The following is a 26459-nucleotide window of genomic DNA, read 5'->3' on the forward strand; positions in this document are numbered from 1 at the left end:
ATAAACATATAATACAATTATTTGTAAGAAATATTTATTTTTTTGGGTTTTAGCCTCTCTTTTCATCATTTAGACAAAAAATAGCCCTAAAACCGCTCTTATTTTGCACTATAGACCGCTTTTTGCATACAAATCTGGTCTTCTAGTCTTAGTTCGTTCAATAGATTGCTCGAATCTCCATTCATTTATCTTAGCTTCATGACCAGATAAAAGGACAGGAGGAACGCCAACGCCTTCAAATTCGGCAGGACGTGTATAGACTGGAGGTGCTAAAAGATTATCTTGAAAGGAATCAGTCAAGGCTGAAGTTTCATCATTCAATACCCCCGGAATCAATCGGATAATAGCGTCAGCACAAACCGCTGCTGCTAATTCGCCACCAGAAAGTACATAATCACCGATAGAAATTTCTTTGGTGATAAACATATCTCTAACCCTTTGGTCAACACCTTTATAGTGTCCGCAAAGAAATAACAGATTGCCTTGAAGCGAAAGTTGATTAGCAGTTTGTTGGTTGAACGTTTCACCATCAGGCGTCATGTAAATCACTTCATCGTAATGTCTTTCGCTTTGCAAATGTCTGATACAACGTGCAATCGGCTCGACACTCATTACCATGCCAGCACCGCCTCCAAAAGCATAATCATCTACTTGACGTTGTTTAGAAAGAGAGTAATCTCTTAAATCATGTAAAACAACTTCTACATGACCAGCCTCTTGTCCACGTTTTAAAATTGAATGAGCAAAAAAGCTTTCCATCAATTTTGGTACTACAGAAATAATATCTATTCGCATGGTAGTTTTTTGAAATTAATCTTCCAAATACACTTCTAACAACCCTTCTGGTAAATTTACATGAAGGATTTTTTGCGCTTTTTCCGCTTGCAATACAATTTCATCAATTACCGGAATCAACACTTCTTTGCCTTTGTAATCCATCACCAACAAATCTTGCGCTTGCATTGAATGGACAGTTTGTACAGTACCTAAATTTCCTAGATTTTTGTCAATTATCTGAAAGCCAATGATTTCATGGTAATAGAATTGGTCGCTATCCAGTTCTGGTAGTTCTTCTAATGGTAAAAAAGCCTGTAGGTTAATCATTAATTCTGCTTTTTCAAAAGAGTCTACATCTTCAAAATGCACGATAGCACGATTACCCGATAGTCGGTATGATTCTATAAAATAAGGAACCAATTCTCCTTTTACTTCCAAGAAAAGGCTTTCTAAATCTTCATAATCTTCAGGAAAATCAACATCCAACCAAAGGATTACTTCGCCTTTTAGTCCGTGAGTTTTTGTGATTTTCCCTAGTTCAAAACAATCTTCTTTAGTCATTGGTATATATTCAGTATCAACTTGATGGCTTGACACTTGATTTTGCTTTGATAAAATGAACAAATGTGTTAAAATAAAAAATGATACAAAACAGCTTATCAAAAGAGTTTTGTATCATTTTTATGGAAATTTCTTTGGGAAAATTACTCAGCAGATTCTGTAGTAGCTTCTCCTTCAGCCGCTGGAGCTTCAGTTTCTTCTGCAACAACTTCTTCTTCAACAGTATTTTTCTTAGCAATTGCAGCAGCACGAGCAGCATTGATTTCAGTTTCTCTTGCCATACGAGCAGCTTTATCAGCAGCTTTAGTAGCTTCAAGACCGTCAGTTTTACCAGTGATTTTTAAATCTTTGCTAGTTTTCCAGTCGTTGAATTTAGAGTCAGCAATTTCTTGAGAAATAGCACCTTTGTTAACACCCACTTGCAAGTGTTTTTTCAACAATATACCTTTATATGACAAAATTGCACGAGTAGTATCTGTTGGTTGAGCACCGTTTAAAACCCATTTCAAAGCGCTATCTTCGTTCAAGTTGATTGAAGCAGGGTTTGTGTTTGGATTGTACGTTCCGATTTTCTCAATGAATTTACCGTCACGTGGAGCTCTTGCGTCAGCAATAACGATGTCGTACATCGCTAATTTTTTACGTCCACGACGTGCTAATCTAATTTTAACAGCCATTTTTTATTTACGTTTTAGTGAAGGAACCCGTCCTTCGGTTATGGTATTTGTAAATTGGAGTGCAAAGATAGTTAAAATTAAAGATTTTACAATGATTTGATTGACAAAATATTTTAGAATAACTAAAAAGAATGCAATTGCCTTGAGAATCGATTTTCTTAAAAATAAATAATTGTATTTTTAAGATATTTATTTTTAATTTACTTTGATTTGGATTTTTTATCATACTATTTATTACTGCACTGACTTACATGGTGGCTAATAAGTAGTTTAGCAAATAATAATGCAATTTTTTGCAATATAAATGTAATTTTACGTTCAATACTGAATTATAAACAAAACTTAAATTAAATACATGAAAAGAAGAGACGCAATTGCTAAAATGGCTTTGGCGATGGGAGGAATCCTTTCGGCAAGTACTTTGGCAACAGTTTTGGAAGGCTGTAAATCAAGCAGCTCGGCAGAAGCAACAGCCCTAAGTTTTTCGCCTGAGGAAAGTGCAATGATTGCAGAAATTGCTGAGATTATTTTACCCCGTACACAAACACCAGGAGCAATTGATGCTAAAGTACCAGAGTTTATCCAAATGATGGTGAAGGACTGTTATAAAGAAGACCAACAAAAAGCTTTTTTTGCAGGCTTAACTAAATTAGATGAGGATTCTAAAAAAGCCAATGGTACTGAATTTTCAAAAGCAACACCAGCACAAAAATTAGCGTTGATTAAAGCAGAAGATTCAGCAAAAGAGCGCTCTGAGTTTTGGAAAACAATGAAGGATTTGACGATTTTGGGATACTTTACTTCTGAGCCAGGTGCAACAAAAGCACTAGCATATTTGGAAGTTCCGGGTAAATATGAGCCCATTAAATTAGAAAAAGGACAAAAAGCTTGGGCAATGAGCTAGTTGTTTTTTAGAAAAGATGTCACAAATAATTCATTAATTTCAAATCAATATCAAAGTGGAAATTACAGGAACAGGAAATAAAGCAAATACTTACGATGCCATCGTAGTTGGCTCAGGAATATCAGGCGGTTGGGCTGCCAAAGAATTGTGTGAAAAAGGTTTAAAAGTAATCATGCTTGAAAGAGGGCGTGATATCAAACATATTCAAGACTATCCGAATGCTACTAAAGCACCATGGGAATTCGAACACCGTGGTAGAGTAGATAATAAATCTGCGGAAGAGCATTTCATTGGTGTTCGTACAGGTTATACTGTAAATGAACCTTGGAGAGATATGTTTGAAAATGATAAAGAAAACCCAATTGTTGAGAAAAAACCAATCGACTGGATTCGTGGATACCATGTTGGCGGTCGCTCTTTGATGTGGGGTCGTCAATCATATCGTTTAAATGAAAAGGATTTTGAAGCAAATGCTAAAGAAGGTCTTGGTACCGATTGGCCAATTCGTTACAAAGATTTAGCTCCTTGGTATGACCACGTAGAGAAATTTGCAGGTATCAGCGGTAATAAGGATGGTATTGATGTGTTACCGCATGGTGACCATTACTTACCAGCGATGAACATGAATGCTTTAGAGAAAGAACTAAAGAAAAGAATTGAAAAGGAATTCTCTTCTCGTCACTTTATCATGGGGCGTACTGCACACTTAACGGGAGAATCTAAAATTGCTTATGATTTAGGACGTTCGCAATGTCAGTTCCGTAACCGTTGTATGATGGGCTGTCCTTACGGAGGGTATTTCTCTACGCAGTCATCAACGCTTCCAGCAGCGGTAAAAACGAGAAATTTAACACTTCGCCCTGATGCTATCGTTCAAGAGGTTATTTATGATGACAAAATAGGCAAAGCAATAGGTGTAAGAATAGTTGACCAAAATACCTTACAGTCAATTGAATATTTTGCTAAAATCATTTTCTTGAATGCTTCTGCTTTCGGAAGTACTGGCATTATGTTGAATTCAAAATCTAAACGCCATCCAAATGGATTAGGAAATGAGTCAGACCAACTAGGTCGTAACATCATGGACCACCATTTGGCAGTTGGTGCAAGAGGTGAATTTGAAGGACTAGAAGATGACTATTACTATGGTCGTCGTGCTAATGGTATATATATACCAAGATACCGCAATTGGGGAACTGACAAACGTGATTACTTACGTGGTTTTGGTTACCAAGGCGGAGCTTCTCGTGAAGATTGGGGTCGTGGTGCTGGTCAAGAAGGCTTAGGAGCAGACTTTAAAGATGCATTGAGTTACCCAGGAAAATGGACATTCAATATCGGTGGTTTTGGTGAAGTAATACCAAATCCTGAAAACAGAATGACATTAGACCCTAGCCAAAAAGATAAGTGGGGAATGCCATTATTAGTATTCGATGCAGCTTATGGTGACAACGAACTAAAAATGCGTGTCGATATGAAAAACGATGCAGCAGAAATGTTAGAAAAAGCAGGGTTGAAAAACGTTACTCCTTATGATGACCAAACTAAACACTTGGGAATCGGTATCCATGAAATGGGAACAGCCAGAATGGGAACGGATGCTAAAAATTCTGTTTTGAACAAAAATAATCAAGTTTGGGGTGCTGATAACGTTTTTGTAACTGACGGTGCGGCCATGACTTCGGCTTCATGCGTCAACCCATCGCTTACTTATATGGCTTTAACAGCAAGAGCAGCCGCTTATGCCGTTGATGCTTTGAAAAAAGGTGAGTTGAAATAATTGTGAACTATAGGGCTTTGTAAATCGAAGTTTTAGTTTTCAGCAAATGATTAAAAGTCCTCAGTTTTAAGTAACTGGGGACTTTTTGTTTTGAGTATTCTTAATTTATCAACTACTTTAAATCTATCCCTTAATGACTAATCTATCATCCGAAAGCTGAAATCTGACGACCGAAAGCTAACTTTAAACCTATACCTCAATGACTAATCTACTTAATAAACAGACGATTATGGGCTATTAATTTATCTTTCAGAAAGATAAAAGCTACCTTTGTAGTAATAATCAATTTATAGTCATGACTTTCGAAGAATTAAATCTTAATAAACAATTACTTAACGCCCTTGAGGATTTGGGCTTTACTTCACCAACAGCTATCCAAGAAAAAGTTTTTTCTGTAGTAATGTCAGGGAAAGATGTATGTGGAATAGCACAAACAGGAACAGGAAAAACGTATGCCTATTTATTGCCATGCCTTCGTCAGTTGAAATTTTCAAAAGAAAAAGACCCACAATTAGTAATCATTGTGCCTACTCGCGAGTTGGTAGTACAAATAGTAGAAGAAGCTCAGAAGTTATTGACCTACATGAGCTTTAAGGTATTAGGCGTTTATGGAGGCGTAAATACAAAATTGCAAGTAGCAGAATTGTTAGAAGGAGCAGATATATTAGTGGCAACTCCCGGAAGATTAGTAGATTTAATTTCCGTAGGTGCCTTTTCAGGTAAAGCAGTCAAGAAATTAGTGATTGATGAATTTGATGAAATGTTGAATTTAGGTTTCAGAGCACAGTTAAAGATTGTTTTTGGCAAATTGCCTCAAAGAAGACAAAATTTACTTTTCTCTGCTACCCTTAATGAAGAAGTAGAACAGTTGATAGAAGACTATTTCAATAGTCCAGTAAGGGTAGAAGCTACTCCTGTAGGTACGCCTCTTGAAAATATTAGCCAATCTTATTACGAAGTACCCAACTTTTACTCAAAAGTGAATTTCTTGAATTTGTTATTAGCCAAAGACGAGACAATGACAAAAGTATTAGTCTTTGTTTCAACCAAACACTTAGCTGATGTACTATTTGAGGAGGTTAGTCCCGTATATGGAGAAGCAGTAGGAGTAATTCACTCGAATAAAGCTCAGAAACATCGTTTTGATAGTGTAGATAAATTTCAATCTGGAGAGTGTAGAGTATTAATTGCTACAGATATTATTGCCAGAGGGTTAGACGTAGCAGAAGTAACCCATGTAATAAATTTTGACTTACCAGAAACGCCACAAAACTACATACACCGTATAGGTAGAACAGGGCGAAAAGAGCGTAAAGGCATAGCGATATCGTTTGTGGTTGAGAAAGAGAAAGAATATCTTTCAGAGATAGAAAACCTGATGAATTATTTGATTCCTCAGCAAGGATTGCCAGAGGAATTGGTATTATCAACGAAAATTTTGCCTGCGGAAACTGAAAGAGTAACCATGAAAACCATTCAAGTGAAAGCTCCTAAAAAAGAAGAAGGTGGTGCGGCATTTCATGAAAAATCAGAGAAAAACAGCAAAGTAAACGTAAGAAGAAACCATGCTGCGGAAATGAAAAAGAAATATGGCAGGGCTTATAAGAAGAGAGAATAATTTGTTGAAGTAATCATCGAAAGGTTTATATAGAAAATATGTAAGATAAAGAACGTTTTAATAAAGGACGATAATCGTCGATTATAGCAACGATAGATTTATTTTATATATTTTTTTTGATAAAATGGGAATGTTTAGAGCAAATGATTGATAATCAATGGTCGTCGAAGTACGAGTTAAAAACTATTATTATAGGTAGACGATTTTAAAAGCAAACTTTATGGATAAAAAGTGCTAAATTAAGCTAAAATAGCCATTTTTTAAACGGCTTTTAATCGTACCAAGTGGAATTGAAACTCAGGATATATTTGTACGCCTGGCTTTTCTTGTTGTACTTTTAATCGTACCAAGTGGAATTGAAACAAAAAATATCAAAATGAAAATATATTATTTTTTTACTTTTAATCGTACCAAGTGGAATTGAAACGATTTTTTGACATGATGCGGATTAAGAGTATCGGCCTTTTAATCGTACCAAGTGGAATTGAAACTCAAAAAATACTTTCCTATTTATCGTCGTCATCTTCTCTTTTAATCGTACCAAGTGGAATTGAAACTTTCAAGCTGAATTCTTTCAACGTCTTTTAAAGCTTCTTTTAATCGTACCAAGTGGAATTGAAACTCCCCTGCTAATTGCACCGTCCCACTCGTTATAATACTTTTAATCGTACCAAGTGGAATTGAAACTTGGATGTTTTAGTATTGTACAAATTAAGCTGCTCATCCTTTTAATCGTACCAAGTGGAATTGAAACTTAGAGACCAATACGATGTTAACGATATCCTTAACCTTTTAATCGTACCAAGTGGAATTGAAACAGCTTAGGACTCCCCCTAAAATTGAACTTTTTAGCTCCTTTTAATCGTACCAAGTGGAATTGAAACCCAGTTCCAGCAAAATTAATATACTTACCAGTTGTTCTTTTAATCGTACCAAGTGGAATTGAAACATCATGGCTTCATCTAGTCCCACGAATGCTTTTGCTTTTAATCGTACCAAGTGGAATTGAAACTTTCAGTGTAATTTCGTTTACATTTCGGTAAAATCTTTTAATCGTACCAAGTGGAATTGAAACTCCTGATTTGGTTGCAGATTTTACAGACTTACCTTTCTTTTAATCGTACCAAGTGGAATTGAAACTAGTTAAATAGTTTAAGGTTAATTTCCCCTGGTACTTTTAATCGTACCAAGTGGAATTGAAACTTTTTGATGCTCTTAAACTTACTCCGCATTCTTCGCACTTTTAATCGTACCAAGTGGAATTGAAACTTTCTACGTATTGAAAGAAATCATCTGAACCGTTTTTCTTTTAATCGTACCAAGTGGAATTGAAACTACAGCGGTACACCACTAATCGGAATACCAACAAGCTTTTAATCGTACCAAGTGGAATTGAAACGAAATATAATTATATAGCCCTATCCCGATTGAAAACTTTTAATCGTACCAAGTGGAATTGAAACTGGTATGATAATGAAGAAATAGTTTTCCAGTGTGACTTTTAATCGTACCAAGTGGAATTGAAACATAAATATACGCCTGATAGAAATACGGAGCATACACTAGCTTTTAATCGTACCAAGTGGAATTGAAACAACCATTTACTGGGACTTATACCGACTTAGAGAAAACTTTTAATCGTACCAAGTGGAATTGAAACATTACTCAGCAAGCCGTTCACCTGTACGGACAAAACTCTTTTAATCGTACCAAGTGGAATTGAAACGGGGCATTGATACTTATGTTCATGATACGACACTTACTTTTAATCGTACCAAGTGGAATTGAAACGATAATTATCGTGGTGAACTTGTTTTGATGGCAAACTTTTAATCGTACCAAGTGGAATTGAAACAACTCAAAAGGGTTCTGAGGTGTCCCCCCTCCAAACTTTTAATCGTACCAAGTGGAATTGAAACTCTGGATTTGGGCTACGCTTTACTTTTGTAGCCACTCTTTTAATCGTACCAAGTGGAATTGAAACGACTTTCGACGGTAAATAAGCCCCTTTAACTTGATTCTTTTAATCGTACCAAGTGGAATTGAAACCTGTACACCGTTTTAATGAGTTATACCGACGATATGAACTTTTAATCGTACCAAGTGGAATTGAAACTCACCTTTCATAGGTGAAAACATTTCACATTTTACTTTTAATCGTACCAAGTGGAATTGAAACTTATTCTTTAAAAAGAAGGAACTTGAAGAAAGCAACCTTTTAATCGTACCAAGTGGAATTGAAACAAAATGTTAGTATGTTGACCAATTCCCGTGTAAAAACTTTTAATCGTACCAAGTGGAATTGAAACTTCCAATCGTATTGCGTGGATGTTGCTTTCCATTGCTCTTTTAATCGTACCAAGTGGAATTGAAACCCAGTTAGCGAATAGAAAGTAAACTTAATTTCCACTTTTAATCGTACCAAGTGGAATTGAAACTTGGAGCAGTAACAATGCCTGAAGCTGCTCTAACAACTTTTAATCGTACCAAGTGGAATTGAAACGAAGCAAGTACTGACAAAAAGGAAATTGCTGCCTTCTTTTAATCGTACCAAGTGGAATTGAAACTCGTTAATATTACTACACCAAATGTCCAACACCAACTTTTAATCGTACCAAGTGGAATTGAAACCTAGCAATTCTAGTAAATCTTACTTGTGTTTTTCCTCTTTTAATCGTACCAAGTGGAATTGAAACGGCATAATTAGGCGTTCGTCCTCGGCTGCAATTGTGCTTTTAATCGTACCAAGTGGAATTGAAACGTAGATAACTGTTCTGTAGATACCGCTTTGGTATACTTTTAATCGTACCAAGTGGAATTGAAACTCATGATAGACTGCTGTTAGTACAGCTCCGTGGCTTCTTTTAATCGTACCAAGTGGAATTGAAACAGAAGATCTACAGCTAATAAAATGCTTAACGATAAACTTTTAATCGTACCAAGTGGAATTGAAACAGGAATGCAAGAGGTTTTTTTAATTCTAAATTCATCCTTTTAATCGTACCAAGTGGAATTGAAACTTTATGGTAACATCTGTAATATTACCTAAATCGCTTTGCTTTTAATCGTACCAAGTGGAATTGAAACAGTTCAGGCCAACAAACAGCAAAGTAAACAATTTGTTCTTTTAATCGTACCAAGTGGAATTGAAACGGAAGAAATGAAGGAGCGGGTGAGAGTTTCTTATGCTTTTAATCGTACCAAGTGGAATTGAAACAGAAATACCCGTTGATGAGAAAGCCGATATTATTATCCTTTTAATCGTACCAAGTGGAATTGAAACGAGCAAACACAAGAAAAAGACCCCAAAGATATTCTTCTTTTAATCGTACCAAGTGGAATTGAAACAGTTCTGCAAGCTTTTTCCTTGCATCTTCTTTTATTCTTTTAATCGTACCAAGTGGAATTGAAACAGCCCTGATAACCTTGTCGGTTCTATTGGTGTAGCCCTTTTAATCGTACCAAGTGGAATTGAAACAGAGATAGGCTACACGCAAAGCATTCAACCGCCTTGCTTTTAATCGTACCAAGTGGAATTGAAACTGAATTTGAAGGCGATTAATTCCCAAACTCTGCCAAACTTTTAATCGTACCAAGTGGAATTGAAACTATATGTACAGATTATTGAGCGCTGAGGATTCTGCTTTTAATCGTACCAAGTGGAATTGAAACTTATCAAGATTACGAGTTTAAACAAACCCCTAGACTCTTTTAATCGTACCAAGTGGAATTGAAACCGTGCTACAAATATGAGGAAGATGGAAGTATGTACCTTTTAATCGTACCAAGTGGAATTGAAACTTTGCAAGTGCCTTTTGAATTGCTAGATAAATTCACTTTTAATCGTACCAAGTGGAATTGAAACTGCCCTTGCAAATAAGGCACTCGCTGAGGCGATTCCCTTTTAATCGTACCAAGTGGAATTGAAACGGTGGCGGGAAAACATTACACCAATAGTTTTCACCTTCTTTTAATCGTACCAAGTGGAATTGAAACATTAAACTGGAAACAAAGTGATACAACAGATTCTGCTTTTAATCGTACCAAGTGGAATTGAAACTAAAGAGTACCTAAATTATCACCATCTTCATTACTCTTTTAATCGTACCAAGTGGAATTGAAACAGGTAAATGGAGTAATAGGTTTAGATACAAAAGTAACTTTTAATCGTACCAAGTGGAATTGAAACACGTGGGAAGGTCTGACAAGTCTAAAGGGAGGTACTCTTTTAATCGTACCAAGTGGAATTGAAACTATTTTTTTTGTGATTTTCTATACTCCTTATCTTTGCTTTTAATCGTACCAAGTGGAATTGAAACATAGCGATATACTGGCATATAGTAACAGTTTTAGCCTTTTAATCGTACCAAGTGGAATTGAAACACATTTACTTGAAGCCTTTTAACTGCCATTATTCTCTTTTAATCGTACCAAGTGGAATTGAAACTTGCAATCCCACTAAAACAAATAGAAGGGTTCAGTCCTTTTAATCGTACCAAGTGGAATTGAAACACATTTGTCTACCAATGTTGCCAATAACTTTTACTTCTTTTAATCGTACCAAGTGGAATTGAAACATTGCTCCCTCTCCTGTATAGATAAATAGAGATTTACTTTTAATCGTACCAAGTGGAATTGAAACCCCGTTTGAAAGATTTAGACGAGTTAGGCGTTACACTTTTAATCGTACCAAGTGGAATTGAAACCCAGCTAATAGAATGGTGATTACTTCTGATAAATCTGCTTTTAATCGTACCAAGTGGAATTGAAACAGTGCTGAAAAAACGGATGATTGGCGGATTACTTTCCCTTTTAATTGTACCAAGTGGAATTGAAAAATATTAGGTTAAAGCAATAAAATTGATTGAGGAGGAAAAGAAAAGGGTAGGAAATACTTTGAATGTAGCAAACAAATGGAATAGAGTATAACTAAACTACTCCATCTGTTATAGTCTAGGAAGATTACTTCTTCCTAGCATGATGCGGATAATTGAAGAAATAAGACGTTAGTAAAGGCACTCCAAAAATTGCTACTGTAATGGCAGAGATATAAGCGTCTGCTTCTTCACTTTCTAAGAATTTAGCAATTGGGTTTTCTGGTAAGAAATGCGTTAATAACGATAAGGTTAATTTTAAACCAAGTACACCAATCACTAAAAATGCTGCTGTTTCTAGGAAAGGATATTTTTCCATCAACTTCACAAAAGCTTGTGCCACAAAACGCATCGCCAAAATGCCTATAAATACTCCGATACAGATTAAATATAGGTTATCTGTAAAAGCTACTGCCGCAAAAACATTGTCGATAGAGAATGCTAAGTCCATTACTTCTACCAAAAAAACAGTAGCCCAGAAAGGTCCTAATGCTCCTAAGGTCATGCGATAAAACCAATTACTTTTTTTGTCTAGCAAATCATCGCTTTCTGATGGAGTAGCTTCTTTTTTGAAATAATCATAAGTAAGATATAATAGATATAAACCACCAATGGGCTTTAACCACCAAACTTTTACCAAAAAAGATGCGAATAAAAGACAAATACCTCTGAAAAAATATGCACCAAAAATGCCATATTTAAGGGCTTTTTTTCGTTTCTCTGGCGATAAATCCATTACCATCGTTGCGAGTACCGCTGCATTATCAACCGAAAGAAGACTTTCTATCAATATTAAATTACCAACTATTAAGGCTGCTGCCCCTAAATCATTTCCAAAAATCTGATGCAAAAAATCCATAAAAACTGTTTAGTGTTCAAAAGAATGTCAAAGTTACAAACTTTGACGCCTAAAAGAGAAGGCTGATAAGAATATTAATTTGGTTGGTTATATAGGATTAAGAGTGGCAAGTAGAATAACTGAAGATATTTGAGAAATAAAAAACAGCTACTTTTAAACATTGATAGTCGTTCATTCTAGCTATAATTACTTATAATGTTGCTAAAGAGTACTTATTTTATTAGGTGTTATCATTTTTATTGACAAATAAGTAAGCTCATATTTTGTTTGAAATGAAAATTTGAACAAATTAGATAATACAATTCATTCAACTAAACTATCTTAATATCAATAACATGAAAAAAACCTTTTACTGTTTACCTTTCCTTCTTTTATTGTTGTTAGTGAGTCAAATTTCTGTGGTTGCTCAGTCCAAAAAAGTAGCAGCTAAACTAGAAACAACACTGATTGATGCCAAGAAAATAGAAAAATTACAAAAAGAAATTATTGAGGAAATTGATAAGAAACAAGTGTTTTCTCAGCAGATGGTCGATATGATTTTCAGTTTTGGCGAGCTTGGCTTCCAAGAATATGAAACTTCTAATTATATAACAAGCATTCTTGAAAAAGAAGGATTTACCATCGAAAAGGGTGTTTCGGGTATTCCAACGGCATGGATTGCCAAATGGGGGAGTGGTAAGCCTGTGATTGCTTTAGGCTCTGATATTGACTGTATTCCTAAGGCCTCTCAAAAGCCTGGAGTAGCATATCATGACCCAATTATTGATGGTGCTCCCGGACATGGTGAAGGTCATAATTCTGGTCAGGCACTTAATATCACTGCCGCTTTGGTGATTAAAAAAATTATGGAGCGTGAGAAAATCGCAGGTACATTAGTGCTATGGCCGGGTGTGGCAGAAGAATTAGTGGGAACGAAAGCTATTTTTGTACGTGATGGTCATTTCAAAGATATTGATGCTTGTATATTTACGCACGTAGCGAATAATTTAGGCGTACAATGGGGTGATGCAGGAAATAATGGATTGGTTTCTGTAAAATTCAATTTTGAAGGTGAGGCTGCTCATGCAGCGGGTGCACCTTGGAGAGGGAAAAGTGCTTTGGATGCAGTTGAATTAATGAATATTGGATGGAATTTCAAAAGAGAACATTTATATCCTTCTCAACGCTCGCATTATGTCATTGTAGATGGGGGAGACCAACCCAATGTTGTGCCTTCAAAAGCATCTGTATGGTATTACTTCCGTGAAAGAACATATCCGAAAATTAAGGAGTTGTATGAAGCAGGCGTAGCAATTGCCAAAGGAGCAACGATGATGACGGGTACTACGATGACTTACGAGGTATTGGGTAGTGCTTGGCCCGGACACTTTAATAAACCTATTGCAGAAAATGTTTTTGAACACATCAAAAAAGTAGGTTTACCTAAATGGAGTGAGGAAGACCAATTGTTAGCGACTTCATTACAAGCAGAATTAAAGTCGCCCGAGAAAAAAGGTTTAGCGATGAAAATAGATACTACCATCGAGCCTGTCTTGGTAAGTATGGGTGGTGGTTCGGATGATATTGCTGATATTTCATGGAATTTGCCGACTGTAGTCTTGCGTTATCCTTCTAATATTCCTGGATTACCGGGGCATCATTGGGCAAATGCTATTAGCATGGCTACACCGATTGCACACAAGGGTGTAACGGCAGGTGCGAAAGTAGAAGCATTAACTTTGTTAGATATGTTAGTAAAACCTGATTTATTAACCAAAGCATGGGATTATTATAAAAACGAGCAAACGAAGGATGTAAAATATGAACCATTGATTTCACCAAACGATAAGCCTGCTATTAATCTTAATCAGCAGATAATGGCTAAGTTTAGACCAGAAATGAAGAAATTATATTACGACCCATCGAAATATAAAACATACATGGAACAGTTAGGAATTACCTATCCAACTATCAGAAAAACGCCAACGGAAGAGAACAAGAGTAGCGTAAAGAGTGGAGGAAATTAAAATGAAAAAAATATTAAATAATTTTAACCTAATTGATACAATTTGATTTGTCAATTAGGGTTTTAACATAGATAGACGGCTATTTCTGCCGTCTATTTTTATTTTATGAATAATATTTTTAAAAATTTAGGGTATGTTTCCTTAATAAACTACTTATATATCCTGATTACTTTTTTCATACAAAGGACTAAACAATCAAGAAAAAAATCAAAACAATGTTTTCATTAATTAACAAGTCAGTCGTAATAACAGGTGGAGGTTCAGGAATTGGTCGCGCAATCTCATTATTATTTGCTAAACAAGGAGCAGAAGTAAATATTTTAGAACTCAATGAAACAGCTGCGCAAGAGACTGTTGACGAAATTCGTGCAGAAGGAGGAAAAGCTAATGCTTATGCTTGTAATGTAACGAGTCAAGAGGCTGTTAAAACAGTTTTTGCGAGTATCGGTCGCGTTGATATTTTGATAAACAACGCTGGTATTGCACATGTGGGTAACCTCGAAAAAACTTCAGAAGAAGATTTCGATAGAATTTATAATGTAAATGTAAAAGGAGCTTACAATTGTTTATACGTTGCCGTTCCGATGATGAAGGAAAACAAAGGAGGGGTAATATTAAACATGGCTTCTGTAGCGTCATCTGTAGGCATTGCCGATCGTTTTGCTTATTCAATGTCGAAAGGTGCCATTCTTACCATGACATTATCTATTGCCAAAGATTACATCAAAGAGAATATACGTTGTAACTGCATTTCTCCTGCCCGTGTTCATACTCCTTTTGTAGATGGCTTTTTAGCAAAGAACTATCCGAATAATATTGAGGAAATGTTTGAGAAACTTTCGGCTACTCAGCCCATAGGAAGAATGGCTAAACCATCAGAAATTGCTTTTCTTGCACTATATTTATGTTCGGATGAAGCTGGCTTCGTTACTGGCTCTGATTACCCAATTGATGGTGGATTTATTAGATTAAACAACTAAATTTTAAACAATACTTATGAAAAAAATAGTCCTGTTTTCTGTATTATTCTGGACGATGACCTCATTTATTCAAGAGGGAAAACCTAAAAAAATTATTTTCTTCGGTGACTCTATCACCCAAGCTGGCGTACAACCAAAAGGATATATCTCGCAGTTGCAAGAGATGATTGACAAGAAAGGCGATAAAGCTAAATATGAATTGATTGGTGCAGGGATTGGAGGGAATAAAGTTTATGATTTATACTTACGCTTAGAAGATGACGTATTGAGCAAAAAGCCTGATTTGGTAGTGATTTATGTTGGTGTCAACGACGTTTGGCACAAAGCAACATCAGGTACTGGTACTGACCCTGATAAATTCATTAGATTCTATCAAGCTTTAATCAACAAGATTCAAGCAAGTGGTGCAAAATTGATTTTATGTACACCTGCTACTATCGGAGAAAAAACCGATTTCAGTAATCAACAGGATGGTGATATGAATCAATACAGTACTTTTATCAGAAATTTGGCGACAAAGAATAATATTCCTTTGTGTGATTTACGAAAAGAGTTCTTAGCGCATAATTTGAATAATAATCCTGAAAATAAAGATAAAGGCATATTAACTACCGATAGAGTTCATTTGAATGAGCTTGGAAATCAGTTTGTTGCCGATAAATTATTCCCTTTAATTACAAAATAAATTGTTATGAAATTATTTAGATTTGGCGAAGTAGGTAATGAAAAACCTGGTGTAATCTTAGAAGAAAAATGGCTAGATGTTTCGGCTTATATTCAAGATTATAACGAATCTTTTTTTGAGAATGATGGCTTAGATAAACTAAGTTTATTATTGGTTGAAAAACAAAATGAATTGCAAGAGATTCCTACAGGTGTCCGTATTGCTTCATGTGTGGCTCGTCCTTCTAAAATTGTTTGTATTGGGTTGAACTTTGCCGATCACGCTCGTGAAACAGGCGCAGCCATTCCACCGGAACCTATTATTTTCTTTAAGTCAACTACGGCACTTTCTGGACCAAATGATGATATTATTATTCCTAGAAATTCAGTAAAAACTGACTGGGAAGTAGAATTAGCATTTGTCATTGGTAAAAAAGCACAGTATGTAGACGAAGCTGATGCGCTGAACTATGTAGCAGGCTACTGCTTACACAATGATGTTTCAGAAAGAGAATTCCAAATTGAAAGAGGAGGAAACTGGAGCAAGGGAAAAGGCTGTGATTCATTTGCACCACTTGGACCATTCTTAGCGACTACAGAAGAGATTGAAGATGAGAACGATTTAAAAATGTGGCTTTCTGTCAATGGAAAGACCGTACAAAATAGTAATACCGACCAATTGATTTTTAAAATACCTACCTTGGTTTCTTATTTAAGTCAATTCATGACTTTATTACCAGGCGACGTCATTTCTACGGGTACGCCTCCAGGTGTTGGTTTAGGCTTTAACCCTCCAGTTTTCTTGAAAGAAGGAGACGTAGTTGAATTGGGTATCGAAGGTTTGGGTACACAAAAGCAAACGGCTAAAAACTGGAAAGCATAATTTTTTATTTAAAAATGAGTTATGTAGTTTGGAAATTTGAAATTGAGAAAGGCACAGTCAGTTTTTTTGCGAGCTGTGTCTTATCTTTAGGTAATTTAATACTTACCTCTTTTCAAATTTTCAAACTATTTTCAATTTTTAAAGAAAAACAAACCTTATGACCATAGATGCACATCAACATTTTTGGCAGTACGATGCACAACGACATGATTGGATTTCAGATGAAATGAAGGTAATTCAGCGAGATTTCTTGCCTGAGGATCTTGCTCCAATTTTAGCAAAAAATAACATTTCGGGTTGTGTAGCCGTGCAAGCTGACCAAACTTTAGCAGAAACTGATTTTTTGATTGAATTAGCCAACAAAAATGCTTTTATAAAAGCCGTAGTTGGTTGGGTAGATTTACGTGCAGACGATGTTGATGATATTTTAGAACATTATGCTGAATTGCCTATTGTAAAAGGTTTTAGGCACGTAGTGCAAGGAGAAGCGGATACTGAATTTATGCTTAGACCAAAATTCAAGGCTGGAATTACAGCCTTAGGAGCATTTGATTTCACTTACGATATTTTGATTTATCATTATCAGCTAGACCAAGCCATTCAATTGGCAAAGTTGTTCCCCGACCAAAAGTTTGTCTTAGACCATATCGCCAAACCCGATATAAAATCTGGCGAATATACCCAATGGCAAACCAATATCAAGAAACTAGCCTTACATCAAAATGTATATTGTAAATTATCAGGAATGGTTACTGAGGGCGAATGGAACGATTGGAAAGTGTCCGATTTTAAAATATACTTGGATACGGTAGTAAAAGCATTTGGCACCGAACGCCTAATGTACGGCTCTGATTGGCCAGTTTGCTTAGTTGCTGCTGAATATGAAGAACAATTAGGGATTGTAAATGAGTATTTTTCTACATTTTCGACCTTAGAAAAGAAAAAGATAATGGGAGGAAACGCTCTCAAATTTTATAATATTTAAACCTTACCTCAGCTCTATGTAATTATTGCTTTGTGTAAAAATTTAATATGAACTTAGGACTCAAAGAAAAAGTAATCATCGTTTCGGGCGGTGCAAAAGGAATTGGTGAAGGTATTTCTGGCGTATTAGCTACTGAAGGAGCGTATGTTGCTATCGTAGGTAGAAATGATGCTGATAATCAGAAAGCAATTGAGAAAATTCAGGCAGCAGGCGGACAAGCATGGTCGTTTGTAGCTGAATTATCGAAGCCTGAAGAATGTAAAAAAGCTGTAGATGAGGTTGTAGCTAAATTTGGACGAATTGATGGACTTGTAAACAATGCAGGTGTAAATGATGGCGTTGGACTAGAAAGTGGTAACTACGAACGCTTTGTTGTTTCATTGCATAGCAATTTAATTCACTATTATTTGTTAGCACAACACGCTTTGCCATACTTGAAAGAATCTAAGGGAGCAATCGTAAATATAGGTTCAAAAACTGCTGAGACAGGACAAGGTGGTACTTCTGCTTATGCAGCATCAAACGGAGGTAGAAATGCCCTTACACGTGAATGGGCGGTTGAATTATTGCCTTATGGTATTCGTGTTAATGCTGTCATCGTAGCAGAATGTTATACACCATTGTATGACCGTTGGATTAAGACATTGCCTAATCCGGAAGAGACGTTAGCAAAAATTACAGATAAAATACCTTTAGGAAAGCGTATGACTACCGCAGAGGAGATTGCGAACATGGTAGCATTTTTAATGTCAAAACGTTCAAGCCATACAACAGGTCAATTAATTTATGTTGACGGTGGCTATACGCATTTAGATAGAGCTTTGTTATAGAAAAACATTGAGTTCATTCGTGAAAATGCCCTTTAAATTAAAATCCTTTCTTTTCTTTCTATTAGGGGGTGACCACCCCCTAATAGAAAGAAAAGAAAGGATTTTGAAAATTATATTATCAATACTATTCCCCCGCTGATTCTTGGTATTTAGCTCTTTCAAAAATATATACGTCAAGAATGGCTTTTGGGCGAGCCAAATACTCTCTTAGATAAGTTTTATAGCCCGACTGTACATCTTGTGCCGCAAAGGCCACAGCATCAACCCCTAAGTGATTAGCTAAAAATAATGCTCTGGCATTATGGGTAGGCTGAGATATAATCGTGAATTTACGTTGACTGAATACGTCTTTGCAACGAATGATAGAATCGTAAGTACGAAAGCCTGCATAATCAAGTATCAACACATTTTCTGGAACACCTAAACGCATCAAAGACTTTTTCATGTCGTTTGGTTCATTATAGAAAATTGAATCGTGATTACCACTCAAAATCAAAAACTTTACTTTTCCTTCTTTATACAAACGGGCTGCGGCTTCCATTCTATATTTATAGAATAAATTTGCTTTGCCACCTTGTACGGCTTTGCTGGTACCCAATACCAATCCAATGTCATTTGAGGGAAGTTTGTCGAGACTGTAAAAGTTTCTATCTTCAGTAGAATAGACAATCCAAATATTACACACTAAAATACCAATCAACGCAAAGAAAATCAATGCGATGATTCCTTTAAAGAACCATTTTACTGATGTAGTGAAATCGAATGGCTCTGTCAATGATATTTCATAGGTATTTTTCAGTAGTAATAATCATTTATTGTGGAAGTTACTGATTATAAATATATTAACTAATTTGTAGATTTAAAAATAAGTGGTTCGTTAAAATCACTTTTAACAAAATAAAATATCCAAAAACTATTTTTAATGTATTTATAATCAGTAATTGTTGTATTTTTTATGGAAAAATGAAAATTTAGGTTTTTTTCAAATGTTAAAATAATCCTAATTGCTCCCCTGTTGTGCCGTCACCAGATTCTGGAAAATCAATTTCTTCTGGCGCTATCAGCTTCGGCGGTTGTGTGCTAGCGTCTTTATTAGCCGAAGGTTCATCCAATTGTTTCACAGGCGTTTCTACAATTTTGGGTGCCAAAGGTGTAATATGCTGAACTTTAAAAGTAGATAATTTACTTCCCATGGCTTTCCAACCTCTTACTTCTGCTATTTCATCCAGATTGACTTCTTCTTTAATAATTCCAGATTGATTATCTTTTTTATAAGACATTTCGATGCGTGGATATACGTCAACACTAGCAAAAGTCAGCTTAGAACCTTTTTCATCCGAAATAAACAAGAATTTTTTATCAATCGTGGTTGTCTCTATCCTGAAACGTTTTACATAATACAATTTAGACCCACCATCATAGTAAAGAGCCGTAATAATACCATCTGGAATAAATTTGGTCAACGAAACAATATCTTTTGACTCATAGCGGTTTGTTAGCTCAAAATTTGTCAATTCATATTGCCCATCTTTGTAGATAACCAAGATATTATCTTTGGCATCAAAATTACCTAAATATTTACCATGCTCATCTCGATTGAGTCGCCCTACATTTTCGTCGTAGTAGATATCTACGCCACCTAAAGTGGAAAGCCCAGCAGATTTTAAGGTGATTTTTCTGATAGGATATTTCGTTAATAAATTACCCATCGAATCACGCCCTTTGATAAGCAACTCTTTGAAATCATATTCAAATTGCTTGACTCTAGCAGTACTAGAGGCCGTCAAATTTATTTGAATGGTTTCTGCCTCTCCATTTTCATTGGCTGTGAAGTATAGAATTTTTGACTTAGGATTACCTGCCGTTAAATCATATTCACGGTCACGCGTAACAGCCGTAACCTTGAAGCGTTTTACATACGAAATCCCTGTTTTTCCATCAAAATAGACTAAATTATATACTTTTCTATCATCATTCTTTTTGAAAACAGATACATAAATAATGTCTTTTCCAACAAATACCTTTTCTTGTACTTTGGTCACCATACAGCGTCCGTCTTGTCTGAAAACGATGATATCATCAATATCCGAACAATCCATCACATACTCTTCTTTCTTCAAACCATAACCAATAAACCCACCGACACGGTCAACATATAGTTTCTGGTTGGCTGCTGCCACAACTGCCGCTGAAATGGTATTAAAGTTTCTGATTTCAGTTCTACGCTCACGACCTTTACCGTGTTTTTTCAGGATATTTTTGAAATAATCAATGGAGTAGCGAATGATGTTCGCAAGGTTATCCAATACCTCCGCCAATTCTTCTTGCAAGCGTTTCATGGCTTCGTCTGCCTTGAAACCATCATATTTAGATATACGTTTGATACGGATTTCTAATAATCTTAAAATATCCTCTTCAACTATTTCTCTGTAAAATTCGGGTTTGTAAGGGTCCAACGCTTTATCAACTGTAGCAATTACATCTTCAAATGTCTCGCATTCTTCAATTTGGCGATAAATACGATTTTCAATGAAGATTTTCTCAAGAGAGCTAAATAATAACTTCTCCATCAATTCATCTCTACGTATTTCTAACTCACGTTCTAACAGCTTTACAGTTTGTTGGGTACAAACTTTTAACACTTCAGAAACCCCCACAAAGTGAGGTTTATCGGCAATGATTACACAGGCATTCGGAGAGATTGAAATCTCACAATCGGTAAAAGCATACAAAGCATCAATCGTGACATCTGGTGAAACCCCTGGTGCAAGCTGTACTTGTATTTCTACCTCTTTGGCAGTGTTATCAATTACTTTTTTGATTTTTATTTTCCCCGCATCATTCGCTTTGATGATAGACTCAATCAAATTGGTGGTAGTAGTAGAGAACGGAATATCCTTAATGACTAAGGTTTTCTTATCAAATTCTTCAATTTTGGCTCTTACCCTAATTTTCCCACCACGATGACCATCCTGATAATTGGAAACATCTATTGACCCGCCTGTCAAGAAGTCAGGGTATATTTCAAAAGGTTTGTTTTTTAGAATCGCTATGGAGGCTTCAATCAATTCAACAAAATTATGAGGCATAATTTTGGTTGAAAGCCCAACAGCAATACCTTCAACGCCATGTGCTAAAAGTAAAGGGAATTTTACCGGAAGGGCAACTGGCTCACGTTTACGACCATCATAAGAAAGTTGCCAGTCGGTCGTCTGAGGGTTAAAGATTACATCAAGGGCAAATTTTGAGAGCCTAACTTCGATATAACGAGCAGCAGCAGCACCATCGCCAGTGCGGTAGTCTCCCCAGTTTCCTTGACAATCAAATACTAAATCTTTCTGACCTAGGTTAACCATGGCTTCATTAATAGAAGCATCACCATGAGGGTGATATTGCATCGTTTGTCCAATTACGTTTGCCACTTTGTTGAAACGACCATCGTCCATTTCTTTTAGGGCGTGTAATATACGGCGCTGAACAGGTTTTAATCCATCCTCAATTGCAGGTACAGCTCTTTCTAAAATTACATAAGAAGCATATTCTAAAAACCAGTTTTCATACAATCCTGCTACAGCGACTTGCTGATGAAGGGCATCGTCTTGGGGATTATCGTTTGTGTTCTCTTCTAAATTTTCAGGCAGACTTTCGTTTTCCATTGACACTTATTTTACTTCTCTACGTATTTTGTGGTATTTCAAAACCCTAATTTACATAAAAAAAGCTAAGAAAAAGCATCTGATACTGATAACATCAATGAATTAATATAAGTGAAAGGTTATAACAGATGATAAATATTACCGCCTAATTGTGCTGGAATAAGCTAAGAAACCTAGATTTAATGATGAAAATTACCGAACATTAATAGATTGAGGGGTAAAATGACAAACCAGTTGATTATTTATTTTTTGAATAATACCTATTTGATAAGTGTTTTTTTCAAAAGAATCGAGCAAGACAGAAGTACTAAACCCTTTTGTGAAGTAAGGTTCCAATTGCATGAATCTTCGTCTGCCAGACTTTTGATGAAGGACAGGATAAATATACGTATTTTTGGAAGATTTGAAGACCACAAAAGCCTGACCGTCATAGGGTAGAGTAGTATTTTTTAACATTACTCTTGGTAAGTAATGCGATTCTTTAGCATCTAACATTAATAACGAATCTTTTGATATCACAAGGTTATATTGACTTGAAAAATCTGGTATTTGGTTAGCAGCATTGAAAATGCTTGGTTGTAAAAAGTTGTCGGGAAAAACACTTACACCATTTTGGAAAGATTGTGCCAAAACATCTCTGATATTTCTATTAAATGATGCTGCGTTTTCTACTGTGATTTTATCGTGTTGATAATTGAATGCTTCAGCTTGATTTAAATACTTTATATAGATGATTCTGTCGAAATTTTGATACCAAGAGAAAGCATTAAAGACTATCCCTAAGATTAAAAAACTACCAACAATTGATCTTTTAAAGGTAGGTAAGTAATACAATAAGGTACAGTAGAATAACACAAAAAGAATAAATGAGTTATGTAAATACCTATTAGCAAAACTAGATTCCAGTCCCGACCACGACCTACTCAAAGTGACCAAAAGTGCTGTGATGGTAAAGAATATAAAATATGCTAACAAAAAATGACCATTTACTGATGATTCCTTTGCTTGAATAGTTGAGTGTTTTTTGTTGAATAAAGTTAACGTTTCGTGATAGGTCAATCTTAGGTTAAAAAATAGCAAGGTGACAAATACAATAAACCCAAGTGTGATTGCTTGATAATATGTTTCTAATCTGTGTGAAATAATAGAAACAAAACTTCCCCAAAAACCACCAAAACATAAGGCTAACCTCGTTGGGTCGCTTAAACTACCTGCTAGATTTGAGTTCTGTCCGTTCTGATAGCCCCAAAAGTAAATCATTGCGACAAAAATCATTAGGCATATCCAAATAATTAATTGCTTAAATCTTTTTTGAAAAAGAAGTATTAAGGCAACTACGGGAAAACTAAACAAGCCATTCCCATGTGTAAATGTCAAGACTAAGACTAATATTATGGAAATCCAAAAGTATTTTGGTGAGAAAAAGCAAACACTATAAAACAAAAGCATCGCCCAGAAAATATTCCCAACTTGTTGTAATGTCGAAATCGTCCAAAGATAATTATCGGTAGAAGCAGGCTGAAATATGATAAAGGCAATGGGTACAACATAGATGATGCTAAGTTTTAACCTTTTTATGAACAAGCTAAATATTATAAAAATGCCCAAGTAGTATAAAGTAGCTACGGTGTTCAAAACTTTCCAGTCGATATGACCTTGTAAATAGCAATCTATCAGTACAAAAAGCCTTGGAAAAACAATACGGTGTTCGTTATGTAAACTCCAAAGTGCTTGCAGTTTTTCAGTGAAGGTTAATAAAGGGTTATAAGCAGTATTTACGAAACTGAGGAGGTGGTAATCGTCCTGAAAAAAGAAATTGTATGAGTTGGAGTAACAAACAGAGTAATAAATACCAACAATTAAAATAATTGAAAGATATGCTATTGAATTAACAAAAACTGTGGGCTTTTTTAGCATCATAGGTACTTAGGAATAGTTTACTTAAAGTTAATGATAGTAAGGAAATTTAGTGTTATAGAGGTATTATTTTACTTAAATAGATTCAACCACATCTATTAATTCAGCAATCATCATGGCTGTAGCTCCCCATACAGTATGTTCTTGGATATTATAAAAGGGTGCATCTACTTCAATATCTCTGACATTAATAATTGTCCTGCCAATAATACTAGGGTTTAACATCTCTTCTAAGGATACTTCAACTACCTTATCCACTTCACGGGCATCAGGATAAAAATCGGGCTTATGAGGGATAAATCCTATGACTGGTTGCACATAGAAATTGGAAGCAGGAATAAAAAGCTTGGTGAGTGTACCCAATACTTTTACATCAGTCAGACGCACCCCAATTTCTTCTTGAGCTTCCCTCATGGCTGTTCTTACAAGATTTTCGTCTTCTTTTTCAGCTCTACCTCCCGGAAAAGCCATTTGTCCTCCATGTACTCCATCATATTGTGGACGAAGTATCAGGGGAATGTATATATTATTATTGTGAGGATAAAATAAAATTAAAACTGCGCTTTCTCTTGTTCGTTCGCTCGGTGAAGGCATCTTCAATTTTAATCTTGAATCAGAAAGCATTTTTTCATGAGCAATTCTTCCGGGCAAAGGTTCTTGAAGCCGTTTTTTTATTTTTTCAGTAAAGGGTACAAAACCTATCATAGGCATTTGTATTTTTTAAAAGTGAGACGCTAATTGATAAGTTGTATAATCTTTCCGTTAAATGAAGGATGATATTTAATTAGTAAATTAACATTAAATTATCATACAAATTAACTTTTAGCGTAATTTTCAATCAATTTTTCGGCACAACGCTCACCATCCATTGCAGCCGACATGATTCCTCCTGCATAACCAGCACCTTCGCCACAAGGATATAACCTCTTTATTGTTAGATGTTCTAAATTTTCTTTGTCTCTCGGAATACGAACAGGAGAGGATGTTCTACTTTCGATACCAATGATTTGCCCTTGGTTAGAAGCATAATTCCTCATTTTCTTACCAAATTGTTGTAGTCCATCCTGCAAAGGTTTTCCGATAAAATCTGGAAGTACCTCCAACATATCCATTGATTGTAAACCCGGCTGATAAGATGTTTCTAGCAGGTTTTTGGATGTATGTTGCTTGATAAAATCATGTACCAGTTGTGCAGGTGCAGTTTGACCTCCACCTGTCATTTGACAAGCTTTTTGTTCAAGTTCTCTTTGTAATTGCAAGCCTGCCAAGGCTCCGTATTCTTTGTATGGCAAAACGTCTATTTCGTTGATAGCTACTACCATGCCTGAATTAGCAAAATAGGAGTCACGACGAGAAGGCGACATTCCGTTTACAACCAATTCACCAGGTGCTGTGGCTGCTGGAACAATAAATCCACCCGGACACATACAAAACGAAAATACACCCCTTTGAACACCTTTATGAAAGGTTTGGGCTACCAAACTATAGGAAGCCGCAGGCAAATATTTCCCGCGGTCTTTACAATTGTATTGCAATGAATCTATCAAAGATTGAGGATGTTCAATCCTTACACCCATTGCATAAGGTTTGGATTCAATCAATACATCTCTTTTCTGACATAATTCAAAAATATCTCTGGCTGAGTGACCAGTTGCTAGAATTACACCAATACCTGAAATCTCTCTGTCATCCTCTAAAACAACGCCTCTGATTTCCTTTTGTTGAATAATAAAGTCAACTACTTTAGTATTGAAATGTACTTCTCCACCAGCCTTTAGAATACTTTCTCTGAGGTCAGCAACTAACTGTGGTAATTTATTCGTACCTATATGAGGGTGAGCATCCACTAGTATTTCTTCAGTAGCACCATGCGCCACGAAAATTTCAAGTACCCTACGGATATCCCCCCTTTTTTTACTTCGAGTATAAAGTTTCCCATCAGAATATGTACCCGCACCACCTTCGCCAAAGCAATAGTTTGATTCTGGATTTACAATATGTTCTTTATTGATAGCCGCTAAGTCTCTTCTTCTAGCCCTAACGTCTTTGCCACGTTCTAATAGAATAGGTTTTATACCCAGCTCAATCATTCTTAGTGCTGCGAATAAGCCAGCAGGACCTGCACCAATGATGATAGCTTGTTGAGCCTTAGAAACATCCTGATAATTTTTCTGAAATGCTATTCTTGAAGGAGGTGTTTCATCTAAGAATACTTCTGCTTCTATATTTACCTTTACTTGTCGACCACGGGCATCAATAGACCTCTTTAATGGACGAATAATGGCATCAGCATCAGCAGGAAAATGTAATAATTGACTTAAATGATTTTTGAGGTTTTCTTGGTCAAAAGCTATTTCTGGCTCTAAAACTAATGATATATGTTTTTTCATGATTGTAAGGTATTTATCCTTAAATGAATAATAAAATCTTTATAATAATGTTATTCGAATGATGTCTTCACAAAAGACAATAAAAATCCCGTAAGGTTT

The 26459-nt window shown here is 35.7% G+C and carries 18 protein-coding genes and 1 CRISPR repeat array; of the genes, 9 read left to right on the forward strand and 9 right to left on the reverse strand.

Going from position 1 to position 26459, the window contains the following annotated elements:
- Positions 1 to 108 precede the first annotated feature (108 nt).
- From trmD to VB264_RS03745, 3 genes are all read right to left on the reverse strand, one after another.
- Positions 109 to 795 carry a tRNA (guanosine(37)-N1)-methyltransferase TrmD gene (gene trmD / locus VB264_RS03735; RefSeq protein WP_323246881.1) on the reverse strand — a complete coding sequence of 229 codons (687 nt, stop codon included), beginning with the start codon at positions 793 to 795 and terminating at the stop codon, positions 109 to 111.
- Positions 796 to 810: 15 nt separating this feature from the next.
- Positions 811 to 1338 (reverse strand): ribosome maturation factor RimM, encoded by a 528-nt coding sequence (gene rimM / locus VB264_RS03740; protein ID WP_323246882.1) that lies wholly within the window; start codon positions 1336 to 1338, stop codon positions 811 to 813.
- A 143-nt stretch (positions 1339 to 1481) separates the two neighbouring features.
- Positions 1482 to 2015 carry a 30S ribosomal protein S16 gene (locus VB264_RS03745; RefSeq protein ID WP_323246884.1) on the reverse strand — a complete coding sequence of 178 codons (534 nt, stop codon included), beginning with the start codon at positions 2013 to 2015 and terminating at the stop codon, positions 1482 to 1484.
- Between the two features lie 355 nt (positions 2016 to 2370).
- Between VB264_RS03745 and VB264_RS03750 the strand changes: the two genes are divergently transcribed.
- From VB264_RS03750 to VB264_RS03760, 3 genes are all read left to right on the forward strand, one after another.
- Entirely contained in the window at positions 2371 to 2919 is a 549-nt protein-coding gene (locus VB264_RS03750; protein WP_309916031.1) for a gluconate 2-dehydrogenase subunit 3 family protein, read from the forward strand.
- A 55-nt stretch (positions 2920 to 2974) separates the two neighbouring features.
- On the forward strand, positions 2975 to 4699 hold the full coding sequence (locus VB264_RS03755; RefSeq protein WP_323246887.1) for a GMC family oxidoreductase: 1725 nt from the start codon (positions 2975 to 2977) through the stop codon (positions 4697 to 4699).
- 295 nt (positions 4700 to 4994) lie between these two features.
- Complete coding sequence (locus tag VB264_RS03760; protein ID WP_323246889.1) at positions 4995 to 6317, forward strand: DEAD/DEAH box helicase; 1323 nt, start codon at positions 4995 to 4997, stop codon at positions 6315 to 6317.
- A gap of 268 nt (positions 6318 to 6585) precedes the next feature.
- Positions 6586 to 11155: direct repeats of the CRISPR family, unit length 29 nt; unit sequence CTTTTAATCGTACCAAGTGGAATTGAAAC.
- A gap of 124 nt (positions 11156 to 11279) precedes the next feature.
- Here the strand turns inward: VB264_RS03760 and VB264_RS03765 are convergent.
- Positions 11280 to 12050 carry a DUF475 domain-containing protein gene (locus VB264_RS03765; RefSeq protein WP_323246890.1) on the reverse strand — a complete coding sequence of 257 codons (771 nt, stop codon included), beginning with the start codon at positions 12048 to 12050 and terminating at the stop codon, positions 11280 to 11282.
- 335 nt (positions 12051 to 12385) lie between these two features.
- Between VB264_RS03765 and VB264_RS03770 the strand changes: the two genes are divergently transcribed.
- The 6 genes from VB264_RS03770 to VB264_RS03795 all read left to right on the forward strand — a co-directional run bounded on the left by VB264_RS03770 (position 12386) and on the right by VB264_RS03795 (position 18397).
- Positions 12386 to 14056, forward strand: coding sequence for an amidohydrolase (locus VB264_RS03770; RefSeq protein ID WP_323246892.1), 1671 nt, complete (start codon positions 12386 to 12388; stop codon positions 14054 to 14056).
- Between the two features lie 215 nt (positions 14057 to 14271).
- On the forward strand, positions 14272 to 15036 hold the full coding sequence (locus tag VB264_RS03775) for an SDR family NAD(P)-dependent oxidoreductase (RefSeq protein WP_323246893.1): 765 nt from the start codon (positions 14272 to 14274) through the stop codon (positions 15034 to 15036).
- A gap of 16 nt (positions 15037 to 15052) precedes the next feature.
- On the forward strand, positions 15053 to 15721 hold the full coding sequence (locus VB264_RS03780; protein ID WP_309916067.1) for an SGNH/GDSL hydrolase family protein: 669 nt from the start codon (positions 15053 to 15055) through the stop codon (positions 15719 to 15721).
- A 6-nt stretch (positions 15722 to 15727) separates the two neighbouring features.
- Positions 15728 to 16582, forward strand: coding sequence for a fumarylacetoacetate hydrolase family protein (locus VB264_RS03785; protein WP_323246895.1), 855 nt, complete (start codon positions 15728 to 15730; stop codon positions 16580 to 16582).
- A 157-nt stretch (positions 16583 to 16739) separates the two neighbouring features.
- On the forward strand, positions 16740 to 17567 hold the full coding sequence (locus VB264_RS03790; RefSeq protein ID WP_323246897.1) for an amidohydrolase family protein: 828 nt from the start codon (positions 16740 to 16742) through the stop codon (positions 17565 to 17567).
- Positions 17568 to 17614: 47 nt separating this feature from the next.
- Positions 17615 to 18397, forward strand: a complete 783-nt coding sequence (locus VB264_RS03795) for an L-fucose dehydrogenase (protein WP_323246898.1) — start codon at positions 17615 to 17617, stop codon at positions 18395 to 18397.
- 124 nt (positions 18398 to 18521) lie between these two features.
- Here VB264_RS03795 and VB264_RS03800 read toward each other — a convergent pair whose 3' ends face one another.
- The 5 genes from VB264_RS03800 to VB264_RS03820 form a co-directional block, all read right to left on the reverse strand.
- Positions 18522 to 19172 (reverse strand): SanA/YdcF family protein, encoded by a 651-nt coding sequence (locus VB264_RS03800; RefSeq protein ID WP_323246900.1) that lies wholly within the window; start codon positions 19170 to 19172, stop codon positions 18522 to 18524.
- Between the two features lie 214 nt (positions 19173 to 19386).
- Complete coding sequence (locus VB264_RS03805) at positions 19387 to 22053, reverse strand: DNA gyrase/topoisomerase IV subunit A (RefSeq protein WP_323246902.1); 2667 nt, start codon at positions 22051 to 22053, stop codon at positions 19387 to 19389.
- Between the two features lie 192 nt (positions 22054 to 22245).
- Positions 22246 to 23973, reverse strand: coding sequence for a hypothetical protein (locus VB264_RS03810; RefSeq protein ID WP_323246904.1), 1728 nt, complete (start codon positions 23971 to 23973; stop codon positions 22246 to 22248).
- Between the two features lie 72 nt (positions 23974 to 24045).
- Complete coding sequence (locus VB264_RS03815) at positions 24046 to 24681, reverse strand: NUDIX hydrolase (RefSeq protein WP_407654640.1); 636 nt, start codon at positions 24679 to 24681, stop codon at positions 24046 to 24048.
- A gap of 104 nt (positions 24682 to 24785) precedes the next feature.
- Positions 24786 to 26360, reverse strand: coding sequence for an NAD(P)/FAD-dependent oxidoreductase (locus VB264_RS03820; RefSeq protein WP_323246906.1), 1575 nt, complete (start codon positions 26358 to 26360; stop codon positions 24786 to 24788).
- Positions 26361 to 26459: the final 99 nt, after the last annotated feature.

Origin of the sequence: Arcicella aquatica (assembly GCF_034928825.1) — a bacterium.
In the GTDB taxonomy this organism is placed as follows: domain Bacteria; phylum Bacteroidota; class Bacteroidia; order Cytophagales; family Spirosomataceae; genus Arcicella; species Arcicella aquatica.